The 21,684-nt window shown below is 74.7% G+C and carries 19 protein-coding genes, 2 pseudogenes and 1 riboswitch; of the genes and pseudogenes, 8 read left to right on the top strand and 13 right to left on the bottom strand.

Going from position 1 to position 21,684, the window contains the following annotated elements:
- Positions 1–127 precede the first annotated feature (127 nt).
- Positions 128–194, bottom strand: a riboswitch (cobalamin riboswitch).
- Positions 195–596: 402 nt separating this feature from the next.
- On the bottom strand, positions 597–1,229 hold the full coding sequence (locus tag A8713_RS08975) for a TetR family transcriptional regulator (RefSeq protein WP_064532915.1): 633 nt from the start codon (positions 1,227–1,229) through the stop codon (positions 597–599).
- A gap of 262 nt (positions 1,230–1,491) precedes the next feature.
- On the opposite strand from A8713_RS08975, the gene A8713_RS08970 reads away from it, so the two are divergent.
- Genes A8713_RS08970 through A8713_RS08960 form a run of 3 tightly spaced genes read left to right on the top strand, consistent with a single transcriptional unit; the run spans position 1,492 to position 4,786 of the window.
- On the top strand, positions 1,492–2,991 hold the full coding sequence (locus A8713_RS08970; RefSeq protein ID WP_064532913.1) for a glycosyltransferase family 4 protein: 1,500 nt from the start codon (positions 1,492–1,494) through the stop codon (positions 2,989–2,991).
- Entirely contained in the window at positions 2,985–3,719 is a 735-nt protein-coding gene (locus A8713_RS08965) for a class I SAM-dependent methyltransferase (RefSeq protein WP_064532910.1), read from the top strand. The genes A8713_RS08970 and A8713_RS08965 overlap by 7 nt, the downstream gene beginning before the upstream one ends.
- Positions 3,716–4,786, top strand: a complete 1,071-nt coding sequence (locus tag A8713_RS08960) for a prenyltransferase/squalene oxidase repeat-containing protein (RefSeq protein WP_018570561.1) — start codon at positions 3,716–3,718, stop codon at positions 4,784–4,786. Before A8713_RS08965 ends, A8713_RS08960 begins: the two co-directional genes overlap by 4 nt.
- A 29-nt stretch (positions 4,787–4,815) precedes the next feature.
- Here the strand turns inward: A8713_RS08960 and A8713_RS08955 are convergent, their stop codons facing one another.
- On the bottom strand, positions 4,816–5,109 hold the full coding sequence (locus A8713_RS08955) for a hypothetical protein (RefSeq protein ID WP_064532908.1): 294 nt from the start codon (positions 5,107–5,109) through the stop codon (positions 4,816–4,818).
- A 177-nt stretch (positions 5,110–5,286) separates the two neighbouring features.
- Here A8713_RS08955 and A8713_RS08950 point away from each other — a divergent pair, with 177 nt between their 5' ends.
- Positions 5,287–5,868 (top strand): hypothetical protein, encoded by a 582-nt coding sequence (locus A8713_RS08950; RefSeq protein WP_064532906.1) that lies wholly within the window; start codon positions 5,287–5,289, stop codon positions 5,866–5,868.
- A gap of 129 nt (positions 5,869–5,997) precedes the next feature.
- Here the strand turns inward: A8713_RS08950 and A8713_RS08945 are convergent, their stop codons facing one another.
- From A8713_RS08945 to A8713_RS08930, 4 genes are all read right to left on the bottom strand, one after another.
- Positions 5,998–6,780, bottom strand: a complete 783-nt coding sequence (locus A8713_RS08945; RefSeq protein ID WP_173860821.1) for a hypothetical protein — start codon at positions 6,778–6,780, stop codon at positions 5,998–6,000.
- 155 nt (positions 6,781–6,935) lie between these two features.
- Positions 6,936–7,823, bottom strand: coding sequence for an N-acetylmuramoyl-L-alanine amidase (locus A8713_RS08940; protein ID WP_064532901.1), 888 nt, complete (start codon positions 7,821–7,823; stop codon positions 6,936–6,938).
- A 99-nt stretch (positions 7,824–7,922) separates the two neighbouring features.
- Entirely contained in the window at positions 7,923–8,585 is a 663-nt protein-coding gene (locus A8713_RS08935) for a class I SAM-dependent methyltransferase (RefSeq protein WP_064532898.1), read from the bottom strand.
- Positions 8,586–8,751: 166 nt separating this feature from the next.
- Positions 8,752–10,491 carry an MFS transporter gene (locus A8713_RS08930; RefSeq protein WP_064532896.1) on the bottom strand — a complete coding sequence of 580 codons (1,740 nt, stop codon included), beginning with the start codon at positions 10,489–10,491 and terminating at the stop codon, positions 8,752–8,754.
- Positions 10,492–10,785: 294 nt separating this feature from the next.
- Here A8713_RS08930 and A8713_RS08925 point away from each other — a divergent pair, with 294 nt between their 5' ends.
- Positions 10,786–12,222, top strand: coding sequence for an MFS transporter (locus A8713_RS08925; RefSeq protein WP_064532895.1), 1,437 nt, complete (start codon positions 10,786–10,788; stop codon positions 12,220–12,222).
- Between the two features lie 280 nt (positions 12,223–12,502).
- Positions 12,503–13,255 carry a class I SAM-dependent methyltransferase gene (locus A8713_RS08920; RefSeq protein ID WP_064532892.1) on the top strand — a complete coding sequence of 251 codons (753 nt, stop codon included), beginning with the start codon at positions 12,503–12,505 and terminating at the stop codon, positions 13,253–13,255.
- Between the two features lie 13 nt (positions 13,256–13,268).
- On the opposite strand, the gene A8713_RS08915 is transcribed toward A8713_RS08920, so the two are convergent.
- From A8713_RS08915 to A8713_RS34905, 5 genes and pseudogenes are all read right to left on the bottom strand, one after another.
- Positions 13,269–13,910, bottom strand: coding sequence for a response regulator transcription factor (locus A8713_RS08915; protein WP_064532890.1), 642 nt, complete (start codon positions 13,908–13,910; stop codon positions 13,269–13,271).
- A gap of 73 nt (positions 13,911–13,983) precedes the next feature.
- Positions 13,984–15,336: a sensor histidine kinase gene (locus tag A8713_RS08910; protein WP_079158888.1), complete on the bottom strand. Its 1,353-nt coding sequence runs from the start codon at positions 15,334–15,336 to the stop codon at positions 13,984–13,986.
- Between the two features lie 15 nt (positions 15,337–15,351).
- Positions 15,352–16,092: an ABC transporter permease gene (locus tag A8713_RS08905; protein ID WP_064532888.1), complete on the bottom strand. Its 741-nt coding sequence runs from the start codon at positions 16,090–16,092 to the stop codon at positions 15,352–15,354.
- 248 nt (positions 16,093–16,340) lie between these two features.
- Positions 16,341–16,439 (bottom strand): annotated as a pseudogene (locus A8713_RS34910) (ABC transporter ATP-binding protein); the annotation flags it as partial.
- 63 nt (positions 16,440–16,502) lie between these two features.
- Positions 16,503–17,009 (bottom strand): annotated as a pseudogene (locus A8713_RS34905) (ATP-binding cassette domain-containing protein); the annotation flags it as partial.
- Between the two features lie 164 nt (positions 17,010–17,173).
- On the opposite strand from A8713_RS34905, the gene A8713_RS08895 reads away from it, so the two are divergent.
- Positions 17,174–18,070, top strand: a complete 897-nt coding sequence (locus A8713_RS08895) for a MaoC/PaaZ C-terminal domain-containing protein (RefSeq protein ID WP_064532883.1) — start codon at positions 17,174–17,176, stop codon at positions 18,068–18,070.
- Between the two features lie 90 nt (positions 18,071–18,160).
- Here A8713_RS08895 and A8713_RS33770 read toward each other — a convergent pair whose 3' ends face one another.
- Positions 18,161–18,319, bottom strand: a complete 159-nt coding sequence (locus A8713_RS33770) for a hypothetical protein (RefSeq protein WP_173860820.1) — start codon at positions 18,317–18,319, stop codon at positions 18,161–18,163.
- A 104-nt stretch (positions 18,320–18,423) separates the two neighbouring features.
- A complete protein-coding gene (locus A8713_RS08890; RefSeq protein ID WP_064532881.1) occupies positions 18,424–20,595 on the bottom strand; it encodes a hypothetical protein in 2,172 nt (723 codons plus the stop codon).
- 242 nt (positions 20,596–20,837) lie between these two features.
- Here A8713_RS08890 and A8713_RS08885 point away from each other — a divergent pair, with 242 nt between their 5' ends.
- Positions 20,838–21,677, top strand: coding sequence for a Nif3-like dinuclear metal center hexameric protein (locus tag A8713_RS08885; protein WP_064532879.1), 840 nt, complete (start codon positions 20,838–20,840; stop codon positions 21,675–21,677).
- Positions 21,678–21,684 lie beyond the last annotated feature (7 nt).

Raw genomic sequence — 21,684 nt, 5'->3', positions numbered from 1 at the left:
CTCTCCCTGCGGGGAGCCGGACAGCGCGGGCGACCCCGGCGGCTCGGCTCCGTATCCCTCGACGGTGCCGTGCACCGGCGGACCGCCGGCGCACGCGAGCCGGTCACGCACGGGTCCGGGGCGGTCCGGCTCCCCGCTCCCCGAGCGGGGAGGGGTCACGGTTGCGGGTCAGCGCCGGAATTGCACCGGCTTCCCCCAGGACAGGCGTGAAACGACCGGGCCACTCTACCGGCCCCGTCCGGAGCGGCTGCGGGGCGGCCGCGGGACGGGGCCGTACCGGCGGGGGACCCCGGAGAGACAAAAGACCTACGAGACGGGTTCCCTTCGCCGGTATGGTCCGGATCAGGTGATGGGGGTCGCCGTCCGGTCCGTCCTGCTCGCTGGACCTTCGGCCTCTCAGCCCTACCGTCGACGTCGGCCCCGGCGGATACCGCAGCATCTCGCCCGAGTCGGCTACGCCGGTGGGACTCCCTCACTCGCCTCGCAGGCACTTGTCAGCATAGAACGGCTGCTGTGCGACACAAGGGGCGGAAGGGAAAAATCCTCCCTTTTCTACCACCTTCTTTCTGCTGTCTTCTACTGTCTTCTGCCGTCTTCTACCGTCCGCCGCCGCTCCCGGGGGCGGCCTCCGTCAGATCGATCAGGCGGCACACCGTGTCGATGTCCGCCTTCACCTGCGCGATGGAGGCCCGGCCCGAGAGCCAGGTGATCAGCGCCGAGAGCCAGGTGTGCTCGATGACGCGCACGGCGGAGAGCTGCTCGGGCGTCGGGTCGTCCTGGCCCATCGCGTCCAGGATGATCGCCGTGGTCTGCCGGGAGACCTGGTCGACCTCGGGGCTCACACTGCGGTCGGCGAAGGTCAGCGCGCGCACCATCGCGTCCGCGAGGTCGGGTTCGCTCTGGAGCGCGAAGAACGCCCGCATCAGCGTCTCCGCGACCCGCTCGGCGGCCCGCTCGCCCGCCGGGGGCCGCTTGCGCAGCGTGCCGTGCAGCCGCTCCAACTGGTCCTGCATGGTGGCGACCAGCAGATGCACCTTGGACGGGAAGTAGCGGTAGAGCGTGCCGAGCGCCACCTGGGAGGACTCCGCGACCTCCCGCATCTGCACCGCGTCGTAGCCGCCCCGGCAGGCCAGGCGCGCGCTGGCGCGCAGGATGCGGCGGCGGCGCGCCTCCTGCCGCTCGGTGAGCGGCGGCGCGGCCGGCCGGGAGGTACGGGCTTGCGCGGGCATGGGTCGCACTCCGTGGCAGTCGGTGGGCCGTGGGGCCGGCGGAGCCGGCGGGCCCGGTGGTCGGACAGCGTGACAGGGCGTCCGGCCGGTGTGCGAGGGGGCGGGGCGTTCGCCGGCCGTGGTGCGAATCACCCGGTCCCCCGCTCACAGCGCGGCTACCTGCCGGTAGATTCGGAGCCTCCGGAACGATCAAGTCTGAAACTTGTTCTAGATTAGCGTCCCGGCGTAATCTCGCGGCGGTGCAGTCAGAAGGGGGCCCAGAGTGACCGCTGAGGCCAGTCAGGCAGGGTCCCCGGCGGATCTCGCCGCGGACGGCGGGCGACCGCTCAGGATCGCGCTCCTCACCTACAAGGGGAACCCGTTCTGCGGCGGCCAGGGCGTCTACGTCCGCCATCTCTCGCGCGAACTGGCCCGCCTCGGCCACCGCGTCGAGGTGATCGGCTCCCAGCCCTATCCCGTCCTGGACGAGAACGAGGACTACGCGGGCGCGCTGCGCCTGACCGAGCTGCCCAGCCTCGACCTCTACCGCCAGCCCGACCCCTTCCGCACCCCCGGCCGCGGCGAGTACCGCGACTGGATCGACGCGCTGGAGGTCGCCACCATGTGGACCGGCGGCTTCCCCGAGCCGCTGACGTTCTCCCTGCGCGCCCGCCGCCATCTGCGCGCCCGGCGCGGCGAGTTCGACGTCGTCCACGACAACCAGACCCTCGGCTACGGACTCCTCGGCGACGTCGGCGCCCCGCTGGTCACCACCGTCCACCACCCCATCACCGTGGACCGGCGACTGGAGCTGGACGCGGCGGCCACCCGGCAGCGGCAGTGGTCGGTGCGCCGCTGGTACGCCTTCACCCGGATGCAGAAGCGGGTCGCGCGCCGCCTGCCGTCCGTGCTCACCGTCTCCGGCACCTCCCGGCAGGAGATCGTCGACCACCTCGGCGTCCGCCCCGACCGCATCCACGTGGTGCACATCGGCGCCGACACCGGCCTGTTCTCGCCCGACCCCTCCGTGGCCCGGGTGAGCGGCCGGATCGTCACCACCTCCAGCGCCGACGTGCCGCTCAAGGGCCTGGTCTTCCTGGTGGAGGCGCTGGCCAAGGTCCGCGCCGAGCACCCCGGCGCCCATCTGGTCGTCGTCGGCAAGCGGCCGTCCGAGGGCCCGGTCGCGCGGGCCGTGGAGCGCTACGGCCTCCAGGACGCCGTCGAGTTCGTCAAGGGCATCTCCGACGCCGAACTGGTCGACCTGGTCCGCTCGGCCGAGGTCGCCTGCGTGCCCTCGCTCTACGAGGGCTTCTCGCTGCCCGCCGCCGAGGCCATGGCCACCGGGACCCCGCTGCTGGCCACGACCGGCGGCGCGATCCCCGAGGTGGCGGGCCGGGACGGCGAGACCTGCCTCGCCGTGCCGCCGGGCGACGCGGAGGCCCTGGCCGCCGGGCTGGTCCGGCTGCTGGGCGACCCCGGCCTGCGGACGCGGCTCGGCGCCGCCGGACGCGAGCGCGTGCTGCGGCACTTCACCTGGGCCCGTGCCGCAGAGGGCACCGTCGCCCGCTACCGCGAGGCCATCGCGGACTCCGCCCGCCCCGCGGGAGCGGCCGCGCGCCGCCGCCCCGCACCGGCGGCCGCCGCGCCCGCGGCGGACGGGCCCGCGGCGGACGGGCCCGCGCCGGGCTCACCCGCCGCGACCGCACCCTCCGCACCCGCCGCGACCGCAGCCGCACCAGCCGCAGAAGCAGCAGACGCATACGAAAGCAGGGCAACGTGCTGACCGTCGACTTCTCCCGGTTCCCGCTCGCCCCGGGCGACCGCGTCCTCGACCTCGGCTGCGGCGCCGGACGGCACGCGTTCGAGTGCTACCGGCGCGGCGCGCAGGTGGTGGCCCTCGACCAGAGCGCCGAGGAGATCCGCGAGGTCGCCAAGTGGTTCGCGGCGATGAAGGAGGCCGGCGAGGCGCCCGCCGGGGCCACCGCCACCGCCATGCGGGGCGATGCCCTCGCGCTGCCCTTCCCCGACGAGTCCTTCGACGTCGTCATCATCTCCGAGGTGATGGAGCACATCCACGACGACAAGGGCGTCCTCGCCGAGATGGTGCGCGTCCTGCGGCCGGGCGGCCGGATCGCGGTCACCGTGCCGCGCTACGGCCCCGAGAAGGTCTGCTGGACCCTGTCCGACGCCTACCACGAGGTCGAGGGCGGCCACATCCGCATCTACAAGGCGGACGAACTGCTCGGCAAGATCCGCGAGGCCGGGCTCAAGCCGTACGGCACGCACCACGCGCACGCCCTGCACTCGCCGTACTGGTGGCTCAAGTGCGCCTTCGGCGTCGACAACGACCAGGTGCTCCCGGTGAAGGCGTACCACAAGCTGCTGGTCTGGGACATCATGAAGAAGCCGCTGGCCACCCGGGTCGCCGAGCAGGCGCTGAACCCGCTGATCGGCAAGAGCTTCGTGGCGTACGCGACCAAGCCCCACCTGCCCCGGGCGGACGCCAAGTGACCACGCCCCGGACAGAACACCTCGTCCTGCCCGGGGTCCTCACCGCCGGGCAGGCCGCCGCCACCGTGGCCGGGCTCCTCGCCGTACAGCGGGAGGACGGCGCCATCCCGTGGTTCCGCGGCCACCACCTCGACCCGTGGGACCACACCGAGGCCGCCATGGCGCTGGACGCGGCGGGCGAGCACGAAGCCGCCGCGCGGGCCTACGACTGGCTGGCCCGCCACCAGCTCCCCGACGGCTCCTGGTACGCCGCCTACGCGGACGGCGCCCACGACGACGTCACCGGCCGCCACCGGGAGACCAACTTCGTCGCCTACGTGGCCGTCGGCGTCTGGCACCACTACCTGTCCACCGGCGACGACACCTTCCTGGACCGCATGTGGCCCGTGGTGTACGCGGCCGTCGAGTTCGTGCTGCGCCTCCAGCAGCCGGGCGGCCAGATCGGCTGGAAGCGCGACGACGACGGAACGGCCACCGCGGACGCGCTGCTGACCGGCTCCGCCTCCGTCCACCACGCGCTGTGCTGCGCGCTCGCCATCGCCGAGCAGCGCGAAGAGCCGCAGCCCGACTGGGAGTTGGCGGCCGGTGCGCTGCGGCACGCGATCCGCAGGCACCCGGAGCGGTTCCTGGACAAGGACCGCTACTCGATGGACTGGTACTACCCGGTGCTGGGCGGCGCGGTCACCGGCGCCGAGGCCAAGGCGCGCATCGAGGCCGGCTGGGACCGCTTCGTGGTGCCCGGCCTCGGCGTGCGCTGCGTGGTGCCCAACCCGTGGGTGACCGGCGGCGAGTCGGCCGAACTCGCCCTCACCCTGTGGGCGGTGGGCGAGTCCGACCGCGCGCTCGACGTCCTCCAGTCCATCCAGCACCTGCGCGACGCGGACAGCGGCCTGTACTGGACCGGCTACGTCTTCGAGGACGACGCCATATGGCCGCGCGAACTGACCACCTGGACGGCCGGTTCGCTGCTCCTCGCGGTCGCCGCGCTCGGCGGCCACGAGCCCACCTGCACGGTCTTCGCGCAGGACGGCCCGCCCCGGGGGCTGGAGCCCGACTGCTGCGGCTGACGCGCCCGGCGGGCCGCCAACCGCCGGCGTCAGCCGCGGTGCAGCCGGTTGGCCACGGCGTGGCCGACGAACAGGTACACGACCGCGGCCAGACCGTAGCCCGCGACCACCCGGGCCCACGCCTCGTCGAAGGTGAACAGGTCACGCGACCAGCCGGCGAGCCAGTCGGCCGCTCCATGGATGAACCGCACCAGGTCGTTGGCCCGGTTCGCGTCCAGCAGGTACATCAGGATCCACAGTCCGAGGATGACGGCCATGATGTCGGCGACCACCGCGATGACCGTCCCGGCGGAGCCGGAACCCGTGCGATATCGAGGGGACATGTACGGGCGTCTGGCCGCGCGCGGCCGCTTGAAACCTCCCGTGCGCACACATCGTCACGCCGGACGCACCCTGCGTGCCGTGTTTCGCCGGGTATGACGTGTTTCATCGGGTATGCCGTGGTTCACACGGACCTCTGGAGTATCCGAGACCCGGAGCAACACCTTTCGGAGGACACCGTGCCCGTACCGATACGGCGCCTCGCCGTGGCGCTCACCCTCTGCTGCGCCCTGCTCGCCGGCTCCACCCCCGCGTGGGCGGCGAGCCAGGGCGACGGACGGCAGACCGTCCCCAGCGTCGCGGTCGCCGCACCCACGCCCAGCCCGAGCACCTCCGCCGAGCGGCAGAAGTTCGCCAAGACCCGGTTCGTGGCGAACGCGGGCCTCGCGGCCGGCGCGACCTACCAGTGGATCGTGAAACCGTACAAGGAAGGCAAGTTCAAGAAGGGCGCCAAGCACCGCAGGACGACGCTCCTCAAGGCGGCCCTGGCCGGTGCCTTCACCTACAACCGGCTGAAGGCGGCCGAGCGCAACGCCAAGGGCGACCCGACCCTCTCCAAGGCGCTGGCCCCGCTGGAGTCGGCCGTGGCCGGGCTCAAGGACCTCCCGGCCAAGCTCCGCAAGGGCGACGGCTCGGCCGCCAGCAGCTTCAACGACACCATCAACAAGGTGAAGGACGCGGGCAAGAGCGCGGGCGCGCCCGTCAAGGACAAGGTGCCCACGCCGTCCGAGCTGCGGCAGGGCGCCAAGTCCGGCTCCTGAGCCGCCCGTACGCTCGCGCGCGACGGTCGCGCGAACGGCGACGGCCCCCCGCCGGGAGTCTTCCGGGCGGGGGGCCGTACGGCCATGGAGCCATGGGGCCGTGAAGCCGTGGAGAGCGGCGGCGCGGGATCAGCCGCGCTGGATGTTCGAGGTGTCCTGGAGGACACCGCGGCGGCCGTCCTGCATCTCGGTCAGCAGGCCCTGGCCGCGCTGCTCGACGGCCAGGTACCAGACGCCCGGCGCCAGTTCGGCGATCGGCGCGGACGAACCGTCCTCGCCGAACAGCGGACGCGGCGCGGGCACCGCGAACCAGAACGGCGAGAAGGCCGGCGTCTGCTGACCGGCGGCCGCCGGGGCGGGGGCGGGCTGGCCCGGCTGCGGCTGCCCGCCGAAGGACTGACCGCCCTGCGGCTGCGCGCCGTACGGCTGCGGCTGGGCGCCCGGGTAGCCGTAACCGGCCTGCGGCTGCCCGCCGTACGGGCCCGCGGCGACCGGCTTGGGCGCCGAGACCAGCGGCGCCTGGAGCGCCGGGACCAGCGGGGTGGCGATCACCGCGCCCGCCATGACCAGGGACGCGATGAAGCCGAGGATCAGGCCCGCGCCCGCGCCGACCGTGCTCGGCGTGTCCACCAGGTCCCAGAACAGGATCCACGCCACGAGCACCGTGAACCCCGCGCCGACCGTGCCCAGTTCCAGACCGGCCACCTTGCGGGGCTGGGGCAGGCAGCGCTGCACGACGACCAGGACCGCACCGATCACCCCGCCCATGTAGATGCCGAGCCCCAGACCGAGCCCGTCCCAGGCATTGGTGCCGAGGTAGTTGTCGTACGTGTGGAGGAACGACGCGATGAACAGCAACACCGCTGCTCCGATCACCACGCCGTCGCCCCGAGTGAGGGAGCGGATATTCACTTCAGGTCCTTCAGTCGTCTTGTCGCGGGTCAGAGGCGTCGCTTCGGCAGGCCGCCGGTACCGGGTCCTGGGGTGAAGCGCGGGGGTGGCCCCTCATCGTACGGGTGACACTATCGTTCGTCCGGCGCGCCTGTCCGCCGGGAACGGGGTGCGGATCACGACCCGCGCAGGAAACTCACGATTCCCTCAGACAACCCCTCCGCCGCCTTCTGCCGCCAGCTTCCGCTGGTCAGCAGGGCCGCGTCGGTGCGGTCGCGCATATTGCCGCACTCGATGAACACCTTGGGAACCGTTGACAGATTGAGACCCCCGAGGTCCTTCCGCGTGACGAGTCCGGTGCCGCCGCCGAGGTAGTTGGACGGCGGTTCGCCGGTGCTCCGCCGGAAGCCGTCCGCGACGTGTTCCCCCAGGTCCCTGGAGGCGGCCGCGATCGGGCGGGTGTCGGCGGCGCCGGCGTGCACGGCCGCCGGGAGGATCACGTGGAAGCCGCGGTCGCCGGGGGCGGCGCCGTCGGCGTGGACCGAGATCGCCGCGTCCGCGTGCGCGCTGTTGCCGATCCGGGCGCGCTCGTCCACGCACGGCCCCCAGTCCGGGGAGCCGTCGTCGTGGGTCAGCTTCACCGTGACGCCCTGCCGCTGGAGCAGCGTGCGCAGCCGGTGCGCCACGTCCAGCGTGAACCGCGCCTCGGCGTAGCCGTCGTTCGTGGACGTGCCCGTGGTGTCGCACTCCTTGCGGTCGGTGCCGATGTCCACCGGGCGGGCGATCTGCGACGTGTGGCGGAAGTTGCCGGGATTGTGGCCCGGGTCGATGACGACGACCTTGCCCGCGAGGCTGCCCGCGCCGGACCCCTTGCCGTCACCGGAGGACGGGCCGGGGGAGCCGGGCGACAGCGTCCCGGGGCCGCCGGACGGCGCACCCGGGGCGGAGACGGCGGGGGAGGCGGGAGAGGTGGGAGAGGCGGCGGAGCCGTCATCCGGCGCGCCCACCGCCTCGTACCCGAGCCAGCCCAGCAGCCCGCCGCACACCAGCGCGGTGAGCAGCACGACGGGCGTACGGCGCGAACGGCCGGGGCGCCCGGGGGCTCGGGGCGGTCCGGGTGCGGGCTCCGGGGGCCTGGGTCTGAGTACGACACGGCTGCGACTCTAACCGCGCGCCGGGGCGCTCGCGCCGGTCCGCCGCAGGACGCGCAGCGAGCCCGTCGCCGACACCTCGGTGAACTCCCCGGACTCCAGCGCCCGCAGATACACGCGGTACGGCGCCTGCCCGGTGAACTCGTCCTCGGGCTCCGGGAACACGTCGTGGATGACGAGCAGCCCGCCCGCCGCCAGGTGCGGGGCCCAGCCCGCGTAGTCGGCACCGGCGTGCTCGTCGGTGTGCCCGCCGTCGACGAAGACCAGCCCGAGCGGGGTGTTCCACAGCGCGGCGATCTGCGGCGAGCGGCCGACGAGCGCCACCACGTGCTCCTCCAGACCGGCCCGGTGCAGCGTGCGCCGGAACGCGGGCAGCGTGTCCATCAGGCCGAGCTCCGGGTCGACCGTCTCCGGGTCGTGGTAGTCCCAGCCGGGCTGCTGCTCCTCGCTGCCCCGGTGGTGGTCGACGGTGAGCGCGGTGACTCCCGCCTGCCGCGCCGCGTCGGCGAGCAGCACCGTGGAGCGCCCGCAGTACGTGCCGACCTCCAGCAGCGGCAGCCCGAGCCGCCCCGCGTCCGCCGCCGCCGCGTAGAGCGCCAGCCCCTCGTCCGTGGGCATGAACCCCTTCGCGGCCTCGAACGCGGCCAGGATGTCGGGCTTCGGTACCGCGGTCATGCGGCGGGTCCTTCCGGTCGTACGTACGGCGTGCCGGGCGCCCATGCTGCCGCACCCGCTGCCGGGCGGGCGACAGCGGGTGCGGTGGGGTGCGTGCGGCGGGCGGCCCAGGCGGTGGGCGGGCGGCTCAGGCGGTCCCGGCCGGACGGTACCGGCGGCCGGGACGTCAGGCGCTGACCGTCTCGCCCGGCAGGGCCAGGTCGAGGTCGACCGGGCGGTCGTCGCCGGTGTGGGTGGCCGAGGCCGCGTGCGGGCCGTGGCCGGTGGCGCGGGCGGCCAGGACGTACGGTCCCCGGACCGGGACCGCGAGGGCGTAGCTGCCGTCGGCCGAGGAGAGGGTGGCGCCGGCCTGGCGGCCGTGCCGGTCGATCAGCGTGACCTTGGCGCGGGCGACCGGGGCGCCGGCGGCGTCCAGGACCCGGCCGCGGAAGCCGCCCAGCATCTCCTGCGCGCGGGCCAGGTTCGCGTCCTCCTCGCTGCTGGCGCGCAGCTGCGGGGCGGTGGAGCGGGCGGGCCGGGGCAGGCACAGGGCGAGTACCAGGCCGACGGCGACGGCGCCGGTGGCGATCAGGAAGGAGACGCGGAAGCCGTGCATGGTGGGCACGGCCACGCCGTTCACCTGGTGGGCGGTGTTGGCCAGCACCATGCCGATCACGGCGCTGGAGACCGAGGTGCCGATGGAGCGCATCAGCGTGTTCAGGCCGTTGGCCGCGCCGGTCTCGGCGGCCGGGACCGCGCCGACGATCAGCGCGGGCAGCGAGGAGTAGGCGAGGCCGATGCCGGCGCCCAGCATCACCGAGGTGAGCACCGTCTGCCAGGCCGCGTCCATCAGGCCGAGGCCGCCGCCGTAGCCGATCGCGATGATCATCAGGCCGATGACCAGGGTGGTCCGAGGGCCGTAGCGGGCGGAGAGCCGGGCGTAGACGGGCGCGGTGAACATCATCGTCAGACCGAGCGGGGCCACACACAGACCCGCGACGACCATCGACCGGCCGAGGCCGTAGCCGGTGGCGGTGGGGAGCTGGAGCAGCTGCGGCAGGACCAGGGAGACGACGTAGAAGGCGACGCCGACCATGATCGAGGCGAGGTTGGTGAGCAGCACCTCGCGGCGGGCGGTGGTGCGCAGGTCGACCAGCGGGGCCTTGCTGCGCAGCTCCATCAGGCCCCACAGCAGCAGGACGACGACGGCGGCGGCGAACAGGCCGAGCGTGGTGGGCGAGGACCAGCCCCAGTCGCTGCCCTTGGTGATCGGCAGCAGGAACAGCACCAGTCCGGCGGACAGGCCGAGCGCGCCCGGCAGGTCGAAGGAGCCCGCGGCGCGCATCGGCGACTCGGGGACGGTCAGCAGGGTGAGCACGATGGCGAGGACACCGAGTCCGGCGGCGCCGTAGAAGAGGGCGTGCCAGTCGGTGTGCTGGGCGACGAGGGCCGCGGCGGGCAGCGCGAGGCCGCCGCCGACGCCGATGGAGGAACTCATCAGCGCCATCGAGGAGCCGAGCTTCTCGCGCGGCAGCATGTCGCGCATCAGGCCGATGCCGAGCGGGATCGCGCCCATGGCGAAGCCCTGGAGCGTACGGCCCACGATCATGGCGAGCAACGCACTTGTGAAGGCGCTGACCAGCGCGCCCGCGACCATGACCGTGAGGCTGGCTATCAGCATCCGGCGCTTGCCGTAGAGGTCGCCGAGGCGGCCCATGATCGGCGTGGCCACGGCGCCGGAGAGGAGGGTGGAGGTCAGGACCCAGGTGGCGTTGCTGGGGGTGGTGTCCAGCAGCAGCGGCAGGTCCTTGATGACCGGGACGAGCAGGGTCTGCATCACCGCGACAACGATGCCCGCGAAGGCGAGCACCGGGACGACGGCCCCGCTCGCGCTCCGGGAGGGCCGGTTGGTCGTCGTGAGCGTCATTGAGGGCGGCCTCCAGGCCTTGAGAACGAAGGTTCGGTGATCATCCGTACGGGATAAGTGCCGGGTAAACCTCGTTCGCCGGGGCACCTATTCCGATGCTTCGGCGTACTAACGAATTCTTGACCGTTCCGAAAGAATCTGACTAGGAGTCAGGCATGATCCGGTCGCAACGAGGCAGAGCGGGACGGGGGCGCGCGGACCGGAGGGGCTAGGCGGACTAGGCCGAGAGGACCAGGTGAAGGCGGCCCGAAATCCCGATGCAAGGGGCACCGGCCGCTTGAGACCATGACAACCATGCTCAAAGCCGCCGGTCGCACCGCGACCACCCGCAGCCGTGTCCCGGCTTCACCCACCTGGCTCGTCGTCGCCCTCGCCTGTGCCGGACAGTTCCTGGTCGTCCTGGACGTGTCCGTCGTCAACGTCGCCCTCCCCTCGATGCGCGCCGACCTCGGGCTCAGCGGCCCGGGACTGCAATGGGTGGTGAACGCCTACGCCATCGCCTTCGCCGGGTTCATGCTGCTCGGCGGCCGGGCCGGCGACCTCTACGGCCGCAAGCGCATGTTCCTGGTCGGCCTCGGCCTGTTCACGCTGGCCTCGCTCGGCGGCGGCCTCGCCCAGGAGGGCTGGCAACTGCTGCTGGCCCGCGCCGTGCAGGGGCTCGGCGCCGCCGTGCTCGCCCCCTCCACCCTGACCCTGCTCACCGCCGCCGTCCCCGAGGGCGCCGCCCGCGCGCGGGCGATAGCCACCTGGACGGCGGTCGGCGCGGGCGGCGGCGCGGCGGGCGGCCTGGTCGGCGGGATCCTGGTGCAGGGCCTGTCCTGGCGGTGGGTGCTGCTGATCAACGTGCCGGTCGGCGCGGTGGTGCTGGCCGCCTCGGTGCGCCGGCTGGTGGAGAGCCGGGCCGGTGAGCGCAGGCGCCTGGACCTGCCGGGCGCACTGCTGGTGACCGCCGGGCTCGCCGTCCTGGCGTACGGCATCTCGCAGACCGAGGCCGAGGGCTGGACCGCGGCGGCCACCCTGGTCCCGCTGCTCGCCGGGCTCGTCCTCATCGCCGCCTTCCTCGCCGTGGAGGCACGCACCGCCGCCCCGCTGATGCCGCTCGGCCTGCTGCGGGTGCGCTCGGTGGCGTCCGCGAACGCGGCGATGCTGATCTGCGGCTCGGCGATGTTCTGCATGTGGTTCTTCATGACGCTGTACGCGCAGAACGTGCTCGGCTACTCCCCGCTGGACGCCGGACTCGCCCTGGTCCCCAGCTCCCTCGCCGTCGTCCTCGGCTCCAAGATCGCACCGCGCCTGATGCGGGCGGCGGGCGCGCGCAACGTCGCCGTGCTCGGCACCCTGGTGTCGGCCGCCGGCTTCGGCTGGCAGTCCCTGATGAAGGCGGACAGCGGCTATCTGACGTCGATCATGTTCCCCGGCATCCTGATGATGCTGGGCGCGGGCCTGGCCGGCACCCCGCTCGCCGCCCTGGCCACCTCCGGCGCCGCCCCCGGCGACGCCGGACTCGTCTCCGGCCTCATCAACACCTCCCGCACGATGGGCGGTTCCCTCGGCCTCGCCGTCATGTCCACCCTCGCCGCCGCCCGCACCGCCGGCCGCACCACCCCCGCCGCCCTCACCGACGGCTACGCCCTCGTCTTCCGCACCGGCACCGCCGTCGTCCTGGCCGGCGCCCTGCTGATGGCGGTGTGGCTGCCCCGGGGGGTGGGGGGCGGGGAGCGGCGGGCCTAGGGACTGCCCGGGGCGCGCCGGGCCGTGAAAACTGCCCCCGGCCCGGCGGGCGGCGGTGCCTTCCGGGGCCGCGGCGCCACCCGGCGCACGGCTTCCGCCGGGTGCCGGGGTGATCCCCCTGCCTCGCCCGTACCAGCCCGGCGGTGCCCCGCACAGGGCTCCTGGAGGACCCCGGAGGGCCGCGCCTGACCTGGGCTTTCGGTGAGTACGGCACTACCGTCGGGGCACCGGGAACGGGCCCGGGGCAGGGCCCGCCCGAAGGCCCTGGGAGGGGAAGCGCATGGACCGGGACATCCGCACCGTGGACGACGTGCTCCGGCTGCTGGACGGGCTGTTCGCCCCCGGCGCCGACCGCTGGACGGGCGGTGCCGCCGACTGGTGGGACGGCTTCTACGCCGACCGGGACCGGCCGGTGCCGTTCTTCGCCGCCGCCCCCGACGAGAACCTGGTGGAGTGGCTGGACCGGGGGCTGATCGGCGGGCGCCGGGCCCTGGACCTCGGCTGCGGTCCGGGCCGCAACGCCCTGCACCTGGCGGCGCGCGGCTACGCGGTGGACGCCGTGGACCTCTCACCGGCCGCCGTGGACTGGGCGCGGGAACGGGCCCGCGCCGCCGGTTCCGAGGTGCGCTTCCTGTGCGGGGACGCCTTCGCCGCGAGCGGGACCGGCCTCACCGGTCCGTACGACCTCGTCTACGACTCCGGATGCTTCCACCACCTGCCGCCGCACCGCCGGATCAGCTACCTCGCCCTGCTGGACCGGGTCCTCGCCCCCGGCGGCCGGTTCGCCCTCACCTGCTTCGCCGCCGGTGCCATGGGCTGCGAACTGCCCGACGCCGAGCTGTACCGCACCGCCGGGCTGCACGGCGGGCTCGCCTACACGCCGGAGGCGCTGCGCCGGATCTTCTCCGGGCTGACGGAGGTGGAACTGCGCCGGATGCGCGCCGAACCCGACGGGTCGCCGCGCTTCGGGGAGGACTTCCTGTGGACGGCGCTGTTCCGCAGGCAGCCGTCCGGGACCGGGCCCTCGGCCTGAGACCGGGCGGCTTCTACAGCCACCCCTGCTGGCGGGCCTCGCGCATGGCTTCCATGCGGTTGCGGGTGCCGGTCTTGCCGATGGCGGAGGAGAGGTAGTTGCGGACGGTGGACTCGGAGAGGTGGAGTCTGGCGGCGATGTCGGCGACCGTCGCGCCGTCGGCGGACGCCTTGAGGACGTCGCACTCGCGGACGGTGAGGGGGCTGGGGCCCGCGCTGAGGGCCGCCGCGGCGAGGGCCGGGTCGACCACCGTCTGGCCGGCCAGCACCCGCCGGATCGCCGCCGCCAGCTCCTCCACCGGGCCGTCCTTGACGAGGAAGCCGGCCGCGCCCGCCTCCATGGCCCGGCGCAGATAGCCGGGGCGGCCGAAGGTGGTGAGGATCAGCACCTTGCAGCCGGGGGCCCGCTCGCGCAGCTCGGCGGCGGCGTCGAGACCGCTGCGGCCGGGCAGTTCGATGTCCAGGAGCGCCACGTCGGGGCGGTGGGCCAGCGCGGCGTCCACGATGGCGTCCCCGGCCGCCACCTGCGCGACGACCTCCATGTCCTCCTCCAGCCCGAGCAGCAGCGCGAGCGCGCCCCGCATCATCCCCTGGTCCTCGGCGAGAAGGACCCGGGTGCGTTCGGCCGGACGGTGCTCCTGCGGCGTCTCGTTCACGGGGCAAGCGTAGGGACTCCGGGGAGCGGCGGGCGCCGGAACGGTTCTCTCGGGACGGGCCCGCGGTCCCGGGTCAGCATCCGGCCGGGCGCGTGCCCAGGTCCGTGCCGCCCGGGAGTGCCGTGGCCAGGGCCGCGGCGGTCAGTTCCTCGGTGCTGGCGGGGAGTTCGGCGGTGACCGTGAAGCCGCCGCGCGGGGACGGGCCGGTGTGGAGGGAGCCGCCGGCCGCGGCGAGGCGTTCGGTGAGGCCCTTGAGTCCGGTGCCGCCGATGCCGGGGGTGCGGGCCGGGGCCGCGGGGCCCGGGGCGCCGGTGCCGTTGTCGGCGACGGTGAGGCGGACCCGCTCGGCCCCGCCCGTCACCGCGATCTCGCAGCGTCCGGCGCCGCTGTGGCGCACCGCGTTGGTGACCGCCTCGCGCACCACCCAGCCCAGCAGCGCCTCCGTCTGCGGCGTCAGCGGCGGCCCCGAGCGGCGTACGACGGGCTCGATGCCCGCGGCGGTCAGCGCCGAGCGGGCCCGGTCCAGCTCCGTGCTCAGGCTGCCCTCGCGGTAGCCCGTGACCGCCTCGCGGATCTCGGTGAGCGCCTGCCGGCCGACCGACTCGATGTCGCCGACCTGGGCCAGCGCCGCGTCCAGGTCCCGCGGCGCCAGCCGCCGCGCCGCCTCCGACTTCACCACGATCACCGACAGGGTGTGCCCCAGCAGATCGTGCAGATCGCGGGAGAAGCGCATCCGCTCCTCCTCCACGGCGCGCCGGGCCAGCTCCTCCCGGGCGGCCCGCAGCTCCCGCACCGCCTCGCTCAGGCTCAGGATCGCCGCCGTCACCATGGTGGACAGGAACGTCGCGTACGCGATGTTGACCCCGTCCCAGCCCTCCCGGAAGCCCGCGACGAGCCCCGAGAACACCGCCAGCGACAGACCCGCCTTCCCCAGCCAGGGACCGCGCAGGATCGAGCCCGCGGCCAGCCCGAGCAGCGGGAAGAACAGCAGCCAGTTCCCGCCGTAGCCCAGGCCCAGCGCGGTGGTGACCAGCCCCATCAGCCCCAGCGCGGTCCGGGTGGCCCGCGCCGCCCGCCGCTTCTTGTCGAACGCGTTGAAGACGACGTAGACGTACAGCGAGTTGAACGCGAGCAGCCCGAGCACGCCGCCCCAGGCGTGGGGCGTGCGGCCCTGGAAGATGTTGGAGAGCGAGCCGAGACCCATCAGCAGCCACGGCAGCAGCGCGAACCCGCTCGGCGGCGGCCCCGAGTCCTCCGGCACCTCGCCGGCCTTCCGCGCCGCCTTCCACTCGCCCTTGAGCCGCGCCTTGTTGTCCTTCCAGAACCGCCGCGCCTCCCGGGCCTCGCGGACCGCCTCCTGCCAGGACCGCTTGTGGTGGGCGATGCTGAGCGACCAGTGCTCGGCGATGCTGCGCGTCCGGCTCATGTTCCGTTCCCCCGATCAGACGGTTGCCGCGGTGCGGCGGTACGCCAGCACAGCGTACGAACCGAACGCCGCGAGCCAGCCCGCCAGCACGAGGACGGCACCCATGGCCGGAGCATGCCCCTCGGTGACCGCCAGCCCGACCTGGGAGAAGCGGTTGGTGGGCGTGTACGCGGACACCGAACGCAGCCAGTGCGGGAACAGGTCGACCGGGAACCACAGCCCGCCGACCACCGCCAGTCCCAGGTTGCACACCAGGTTCGCCACGGCCGAGGTCTGCGGGGTGTTCAGCCGGTAGCCGTTGCCCAGCCCCAGCAGCGTGAACGGCACCGAGCCCAGCCACAGCAGCAGCGCCGTCAGCGCCCACTGCCACACCGCCAGCCGTACGCCGTTGACCAGGCCACCCGCCAGCAGCACCGCGCAGATCGCGGGCAGCACCGTCACCGCGCCGGTCAGCGCCCGTCCCGTCACCACCTGGCGCGGGGTCATCGGCGTCACCCGCAGCTGCCGCAGCCAGCCCAGCGACCGGTCCTCGGCGACCGCGCCACCCGTGTTCAGCGCCGCGCCGACCGCGCCGTAGGCGGCCATGCCCACCATCGCGGCGGTCCGCCACCCGCCGGTGCCGTCGGTGTTGTCGGTGTTGCCCGTGCCGATGTTGGTGAACAGCAGATACATCATCACCGGCACGGCGACCGAGCCGATCACGAACCCGGTGTCGCGCAGCGTGCGCCGCACTTCGAGGCGCAGGTAGTCCCACATCAGACCGTCTCCTTCCCGAAGGCCCGGCCGGCGGCGCCGGTCAGGGCCAGGAACGCCTCGTCCAGCGAGGCCGGGGCCACCTCAAGGCCGCGTATCGCGCCCAGACCGGCCAGCGCGACCACCGTCGCGTCCGCGTCGTCGGTGCGCAGCCGCGCCCGGTCCCCGTGCACCTCCAGGGACCGCACCCCCGGCAGCAGCTCAAGACCGGCCGTGCCGCGTCCGGCCAGGTCGAACGCGACCAGACCGCCGCCCGCCGCCTGCCGCAGCTCCTCGCCGGTGCCGTCCGCGACGATCCGCCCCCGGTCCAGGACCAGGATCCGGTCGGCGTACGCGTCGGCCTCCTCCAGGTAGTGCGTGGAGAACAGCACCGTGCGCCCGCCGCGCGCATACGCCCGCATCGCCTCCCAGAACGCGTGCCGCGCCTCCACGTCCAGCGCGGCCGTCGGCTCGTCCAGGACCAGCAGCGCCGGATTCCCGGCGAGCGCCATCGCGAACCGCACCCGCTGCGTCTGGCCGCCGGAGAGCCGGTCCACGCGCCGCCCCGCCAGCTCGGCGATCCTGGCCAGCTCCAGCACCCGGGCCAGGGGCAGCGGCTCCGGATAGCGGCGGGCCACGAAGCCCACCAGCTCGCCCACCGTCACCCGGGGCACCGCCCGTGCCTCCTGGAGCATCGCCCCCACGAGACCGGCGCGCACCGCCTGCTCCGGCACCCCGCCGAACAGCTCCACCGCGCCCGCGTCGGGCGCGACAAGACCCAGCAGCAGCGAGATCGCCGTCGACTTGCCCGCGCCGTTGCGGCCCAGCAGCGCCACCGTCTCGCCGCGCCCGATCTCCAGATCCACACCGTCCACGGCGCGCACCGCGCCGTACGTCTTGACCGCCCCCGTGAAGGACACGGCACTTCGTGTCTGTGTCATGGCAGTGACGCTACGGATCCGGGCCCGGCCCCCGGCAGAGGCGCTTGTACGCACTCCGCCACGACGTCCGCCCTGCCCCGGGCAGGACAAATGTCCCGCCCCGCCACGCTGACGTATCGTCAGGAAATGTGCCCGCCCGGCGCACCGGGTGTACAGAGGAGCCCATGCCCCTCGACGCAGCCCGCGCCCTCGCGGCCGGACCCCGCACCCGTGAGATCTCCTGGACCGACCGGGACGTACGCCTCTACCACCTCGCCCTCGGCGCGGGCGTCCCCGCGACCGACCCGCGCGAGCTGCGCTACACCCTGGAGACCCGGCTGCACGTCCTGCCCAGCTTCGCCACGGTGGCGGGCGGCCGGCCGCCCGGTGTGATCGACGCGCTGTCCGTGCCCGGCGTCGACGTCGACCTCGCCCGCGTCCTGCACGGCGGGCAGGCGCTGACCGTGCACCGCCCGCTCCCCGTCGCGGGCACCGCCACCGCCACCAGCCGGATCACCGCCGTGCACGACAAGGGGACGGCGGCCGTCCTCGTCCTGCGCACCGACGCCGTCGACGCGGACGGGCCGCTGTGGACCGAGGAGGCGCGGATCTTCGTGCGCGGCGCGGGCGGCTGGGGCGGCGACCGCGGCCCCTCCGCGCGCGCCGAGGCACCCACCGGCGACCCGGACCGCACCGTGGAGCGGCCGGTGCGCGAGGACCAGGCGCTCCTCTACCGGCTGACCGGCGACGCCAACCCGCTGCACGCCGACCCGGACTTCGCGCGGGCCGCCGGTTTCGACCGGCCGATCCTGCACGGGCTGTGCACCTACGGCATGGCCCTCAAGGCGGTCGTCGACACACTCCTCGACGGCGACGCGGCACGCGTGCGCTCCTGCGCCACACGGTTCGCCGGGGTGGTGCACCCGGGCGAGACGCTGCGGATCCGCATGTGGCGGCCGGGGCCGGGGCCGGGGCCGGGGCCTGGGCCGGGCACGGTCCGGGTGGCGGTGGGCGCCGTCGAGCGCGGTGACGCGCCGGTGCTGGCGGAGATGACCGTGGGCCTGGGCCTGGGCCGGCGCTGAGGCCGCCGGGACGCGGAACGGCCCCGCCCTCCGGTGCTTCCGTTCGGAGGGCGGGGCCGCGCTGTGCTCCCCGTGCTGTTCGGGCCGCTGTCAGGCCGCCACTTCGGCCTGCTCCCCGGCCGGCTTGCGGTGCCGTCCGGCGGGAGCCGTCTCACCGTCGTGGGAGGAGATCTGGCCGCGGTGCCTGCCGTGGCCCTCGGGCTCCTGGACGTCGGTCGGACGCGGCTGGGTCGTGCTGGCGTCGGTCATCGGAAAAACTCACCCCGTCAACATCATCTTTCGTACAGCCGGGCGAGTTTAACCGGCACACCTCGGGCGAAATCCAGGCGGCCACGCCAACCGGCACGATTCCGTTACCTGCTCGCCATACGTCCCGTGACCGGCCCTGTCATCCGGCCGGTACGCGCGGCTTGTTGAAGGGTGACGGGGCGGGGAACGACGGGTGACGGAGGGTCGGATTCCGCCGGTTCCGCCGCCGGACCAGCCGCCGGTTCCGCCGCCGGTTCCGTCTCCGGACAAGCGGCCGCTTCCGCCGCCGGTTCGGCTGTTTCGGCCGGTGCGGGCTGCGGTCCCGGGGCCCGCGCGGGGGCCGGGGCGAGGTCCGGTGCGGGGTGCGGGGAGCGGCCGGGCGCGAGAAGCCGGAAGGCGGCCGGGACGAGGAAACCGGGGGAGGAGTGGGTGGGTTGGGGACCGGCGGGGGTGCCGGGGCCTCCGGTGCCAGGGGCGCGGGGGGAGGCGTGCGCGGGCGCGGGGGCGGCCGGGGCGTCCGGCCGGGGGGACGCCGCTGCGGCGGGACGCGGGTGAGGCCGGGCGGGACTCCGGCGGGGCCCGGCGCCGGGCCCTCCGTACGGCCTCTCGCCCTGGCGGGGTCCCGTGAGCGGCCCCTCGCCGGGCAGTCCCTGCGGCCGCGGTGCCTGCTGCCCGTACGGCATCGGGCCCGGCGGGGCGTACGGCCCCGGGCGCGGACCGGGCTGGGGGTACGGCCGCGCGACCGGCTGCTCCTGGAGCCCCGCGCCGGGCGGCCCCCCGTAGGGCCCGTACGGCCTGACGCGAGGTCTCCCCGCACCGGCCCCGCCGTCCGGTGCCGCGCCCGGCCGGACCGCCGGTACCGCCAGCTCCGCGCCCGGCCCTGCGCCCGGCCCCGTGTCCGGTCCTGCGCCTGGCCCCGTGCATGGTCCTGCGCCCGGTCCCGTGCATGGTCCTGCGCCCGGTCCCGTGCCTGGTCCTGCGCCTGGTCCTGCGCCCGGTCCCGTGCCTGGTCCTGCGCCCGGTCCCGTGCCTGGTACTGCGCCCGGTCCCGTGCCTGGTCCTGCGCCCGGTCCCGTGCCCGGCCCCACGCCCGGCCCGCCGTCCGGCGCACCGGCCGGCGACGGCAGCGCCAGAGCCCGCCGGACCGGTACCCAGCGGGGCGCGCGGACCGCCGGAAGCGCCGCCCGGGGGCTGCCCGCCTCGCGCCCCGGGTCCCGGCCCGGCGCCGTCCACCGGGCCACCCCGCACGGCACCGCGCCCGTGCTGAACGGCAGCCGCAGGGCGCCGTCGCCGGTCCAGACCCCGGCGCCGGGCAGCCACCCCTCGGGCGCGGGCAGATGGCGTACGCGCCGCTCGGCGGGCCGCCACACGCCGATCCAGCTGCCGTACGCGCCCTCGTAGCGCAGCGCCACCGCGCACTGCTCCGGGGTCAGCACCTGGCCCGCCTGGACCGCGAACGGCGTCACCGCGCAGTCCGGCACCTCCAGGCCGCTCGGGAAGCGCACCGGCAGGGTGCTGCCGAGCACGCCCCAGCCCAGCCGGGCCCGCCCGGGGGAGGGGGCGTCCGAGCGGATCAGCAGCAGCCCGCTGTCGGGGTCGGCGAGCAGCAGCCGGTCGTCGCTGTGCGGGGCGATCTGGAGCAGCGGGGTCACCTCGCCGCCGACGAGGTCCACCACGACCGTCTTGGTGCGCCCGCCGTCCCACCGGTCCAGGGCCAGCAGCCGCCCGGAGCGGTCCAGCCAGACCCCGCCCGAGCAGCGGCCGGGCACCTCGGCCAGCAGCTCGGGGCCGATACCGGCGCCCGCCACCAGCCACACCGCCGAGGTGAGCGGGCCCACGGCGAGGGCGTACGCCCGCTCGCCGCCGGGCGCGCAGGGCAGCAGCCGCAGCCGGGTGCGGTCGGGGCACTCGACCGCGCCCAGGGACAGCTCGCCGGTGCCGGAGCCCGCCGGGTAGAGCAGCGAGAAGGTGTGCCGGCCGGCCACCAGCCGCCGTACCAGGACCCGGCCGTCGCCCATCGGCTGCACCTCGGTCCCGGGCTCCTCGGGCCGTTCGGCGGGCAGCGGCACGGCGTACGGCTCGGGACCGTCCAGCGTCCAGCGCTCCGGATACCAGGAGCCGCCACCGCGGGTGAGCCGGGCCGCGTAGGCGCCGTCCACCGTGATCGCGCAGGGCGCCGCGGGCGTCGCGCCGTCCTCGGCGGCCGCTCGCGGCGGGGCTGGGGCGCCCTCCTGTTCACGTGCGGCCGAGGGCCCCGGAGAGGCACAGACTGTCATTATTCGGTCACCTCCTGCGAGGACGCTAGTTTTCGTACGCACAGGCGGTGGCCCGGCGGGCGGAGGCTTCACACATACGGGTGGCCCAGGAACGATTCGCCGGAGAAAAGCGGAACGTTTGTGCTGGCGGAAAACGAAACCTCTGTGCGAAGGCACCACCGGACGAGTCCGGCGCCGGGACGGCCGTCCCCGGGCGACGGCACCGGTTCAGCCGCGCCGAACACCCAGGTAGCCTTGCACCCGTGCCCCGTCTGTCTGAAGTCATCGCCGCGCTGGAAGCCCTGTGGCCGCCCGAGCGGGCCGAGTCCTGGGACGCGGTCGGCACCGTCGCCGGTGACCCGGACCAGCAGGTCGGCCGGGTCCTGTTCGCCGTCGACCCGGTCCGCGAGACCGTCGACGAGGCGGTGCGGCTCGGCGCCGACCTGCTCGTCACCCACCACCCGCTCTATCTGCGCGGTACGACGACGGTGGCGGCCTCCACCTTCAAGGGCCGCGTCGTGCACACCCTCATCAAGAACGACATCGCCCTGCACGTCGCCCACACCAACGCGGACACCGCCGACCCGGGCGTCAGCGACGCGCTCGCCGGAGCGCTGGACCTCCGGGTCCTACGGCCCCTCGTCCCGGACCCGGACGACCCGGCGGGCCGCCGCGGTCTGGGCCGCGTCTGCGCGCTCGACCACCCGCTGACCCTGCGCGAACTGGCCGCACGCGCCGCCGCGCGGCTGCCCGCGACCGCGCAGGGCATCCGCGTCGCCGGCGATCCGGAGCAGCAGGTGCGCACGGTCGCCGTGAGCGGCGGCAGCGGCGACAGTCTCTTCGACGCCGTGCGCGCCGCGGGCGTGGACGCGTTCCTCACCGCGGACCTGCGCCACCACCCGGCCTCCGAGGCCCGCGCGCACAGCCCCCTCGCGCTGCTCGACGCGGCGCACTGGGCCACCGAGTGGCCCTGGTGCGAGCTGGCCGCCGCCCAGCTCGACGAGATCTCCGACCGGCACGGATGGGACCTGCGGGTCCATGTCTCCACGACGGTCACCGATCCCTGGACCGCCCACGCGGCGTCCACCACCACCGACAACTAGACACCCC

Source organism: Streptomyces sp. SAT1, assembly GCF_001654495.1.
Classification (GTDB): Bacteria; Actinomycetota; Actinomycetes; order Streptomycetales; family Streptomycetaceae; genus Streptomyces; species Streptomyces andamanensis.
This window is presented reverse-complemented; position numbering and strand designations above follow the sequence as displayed.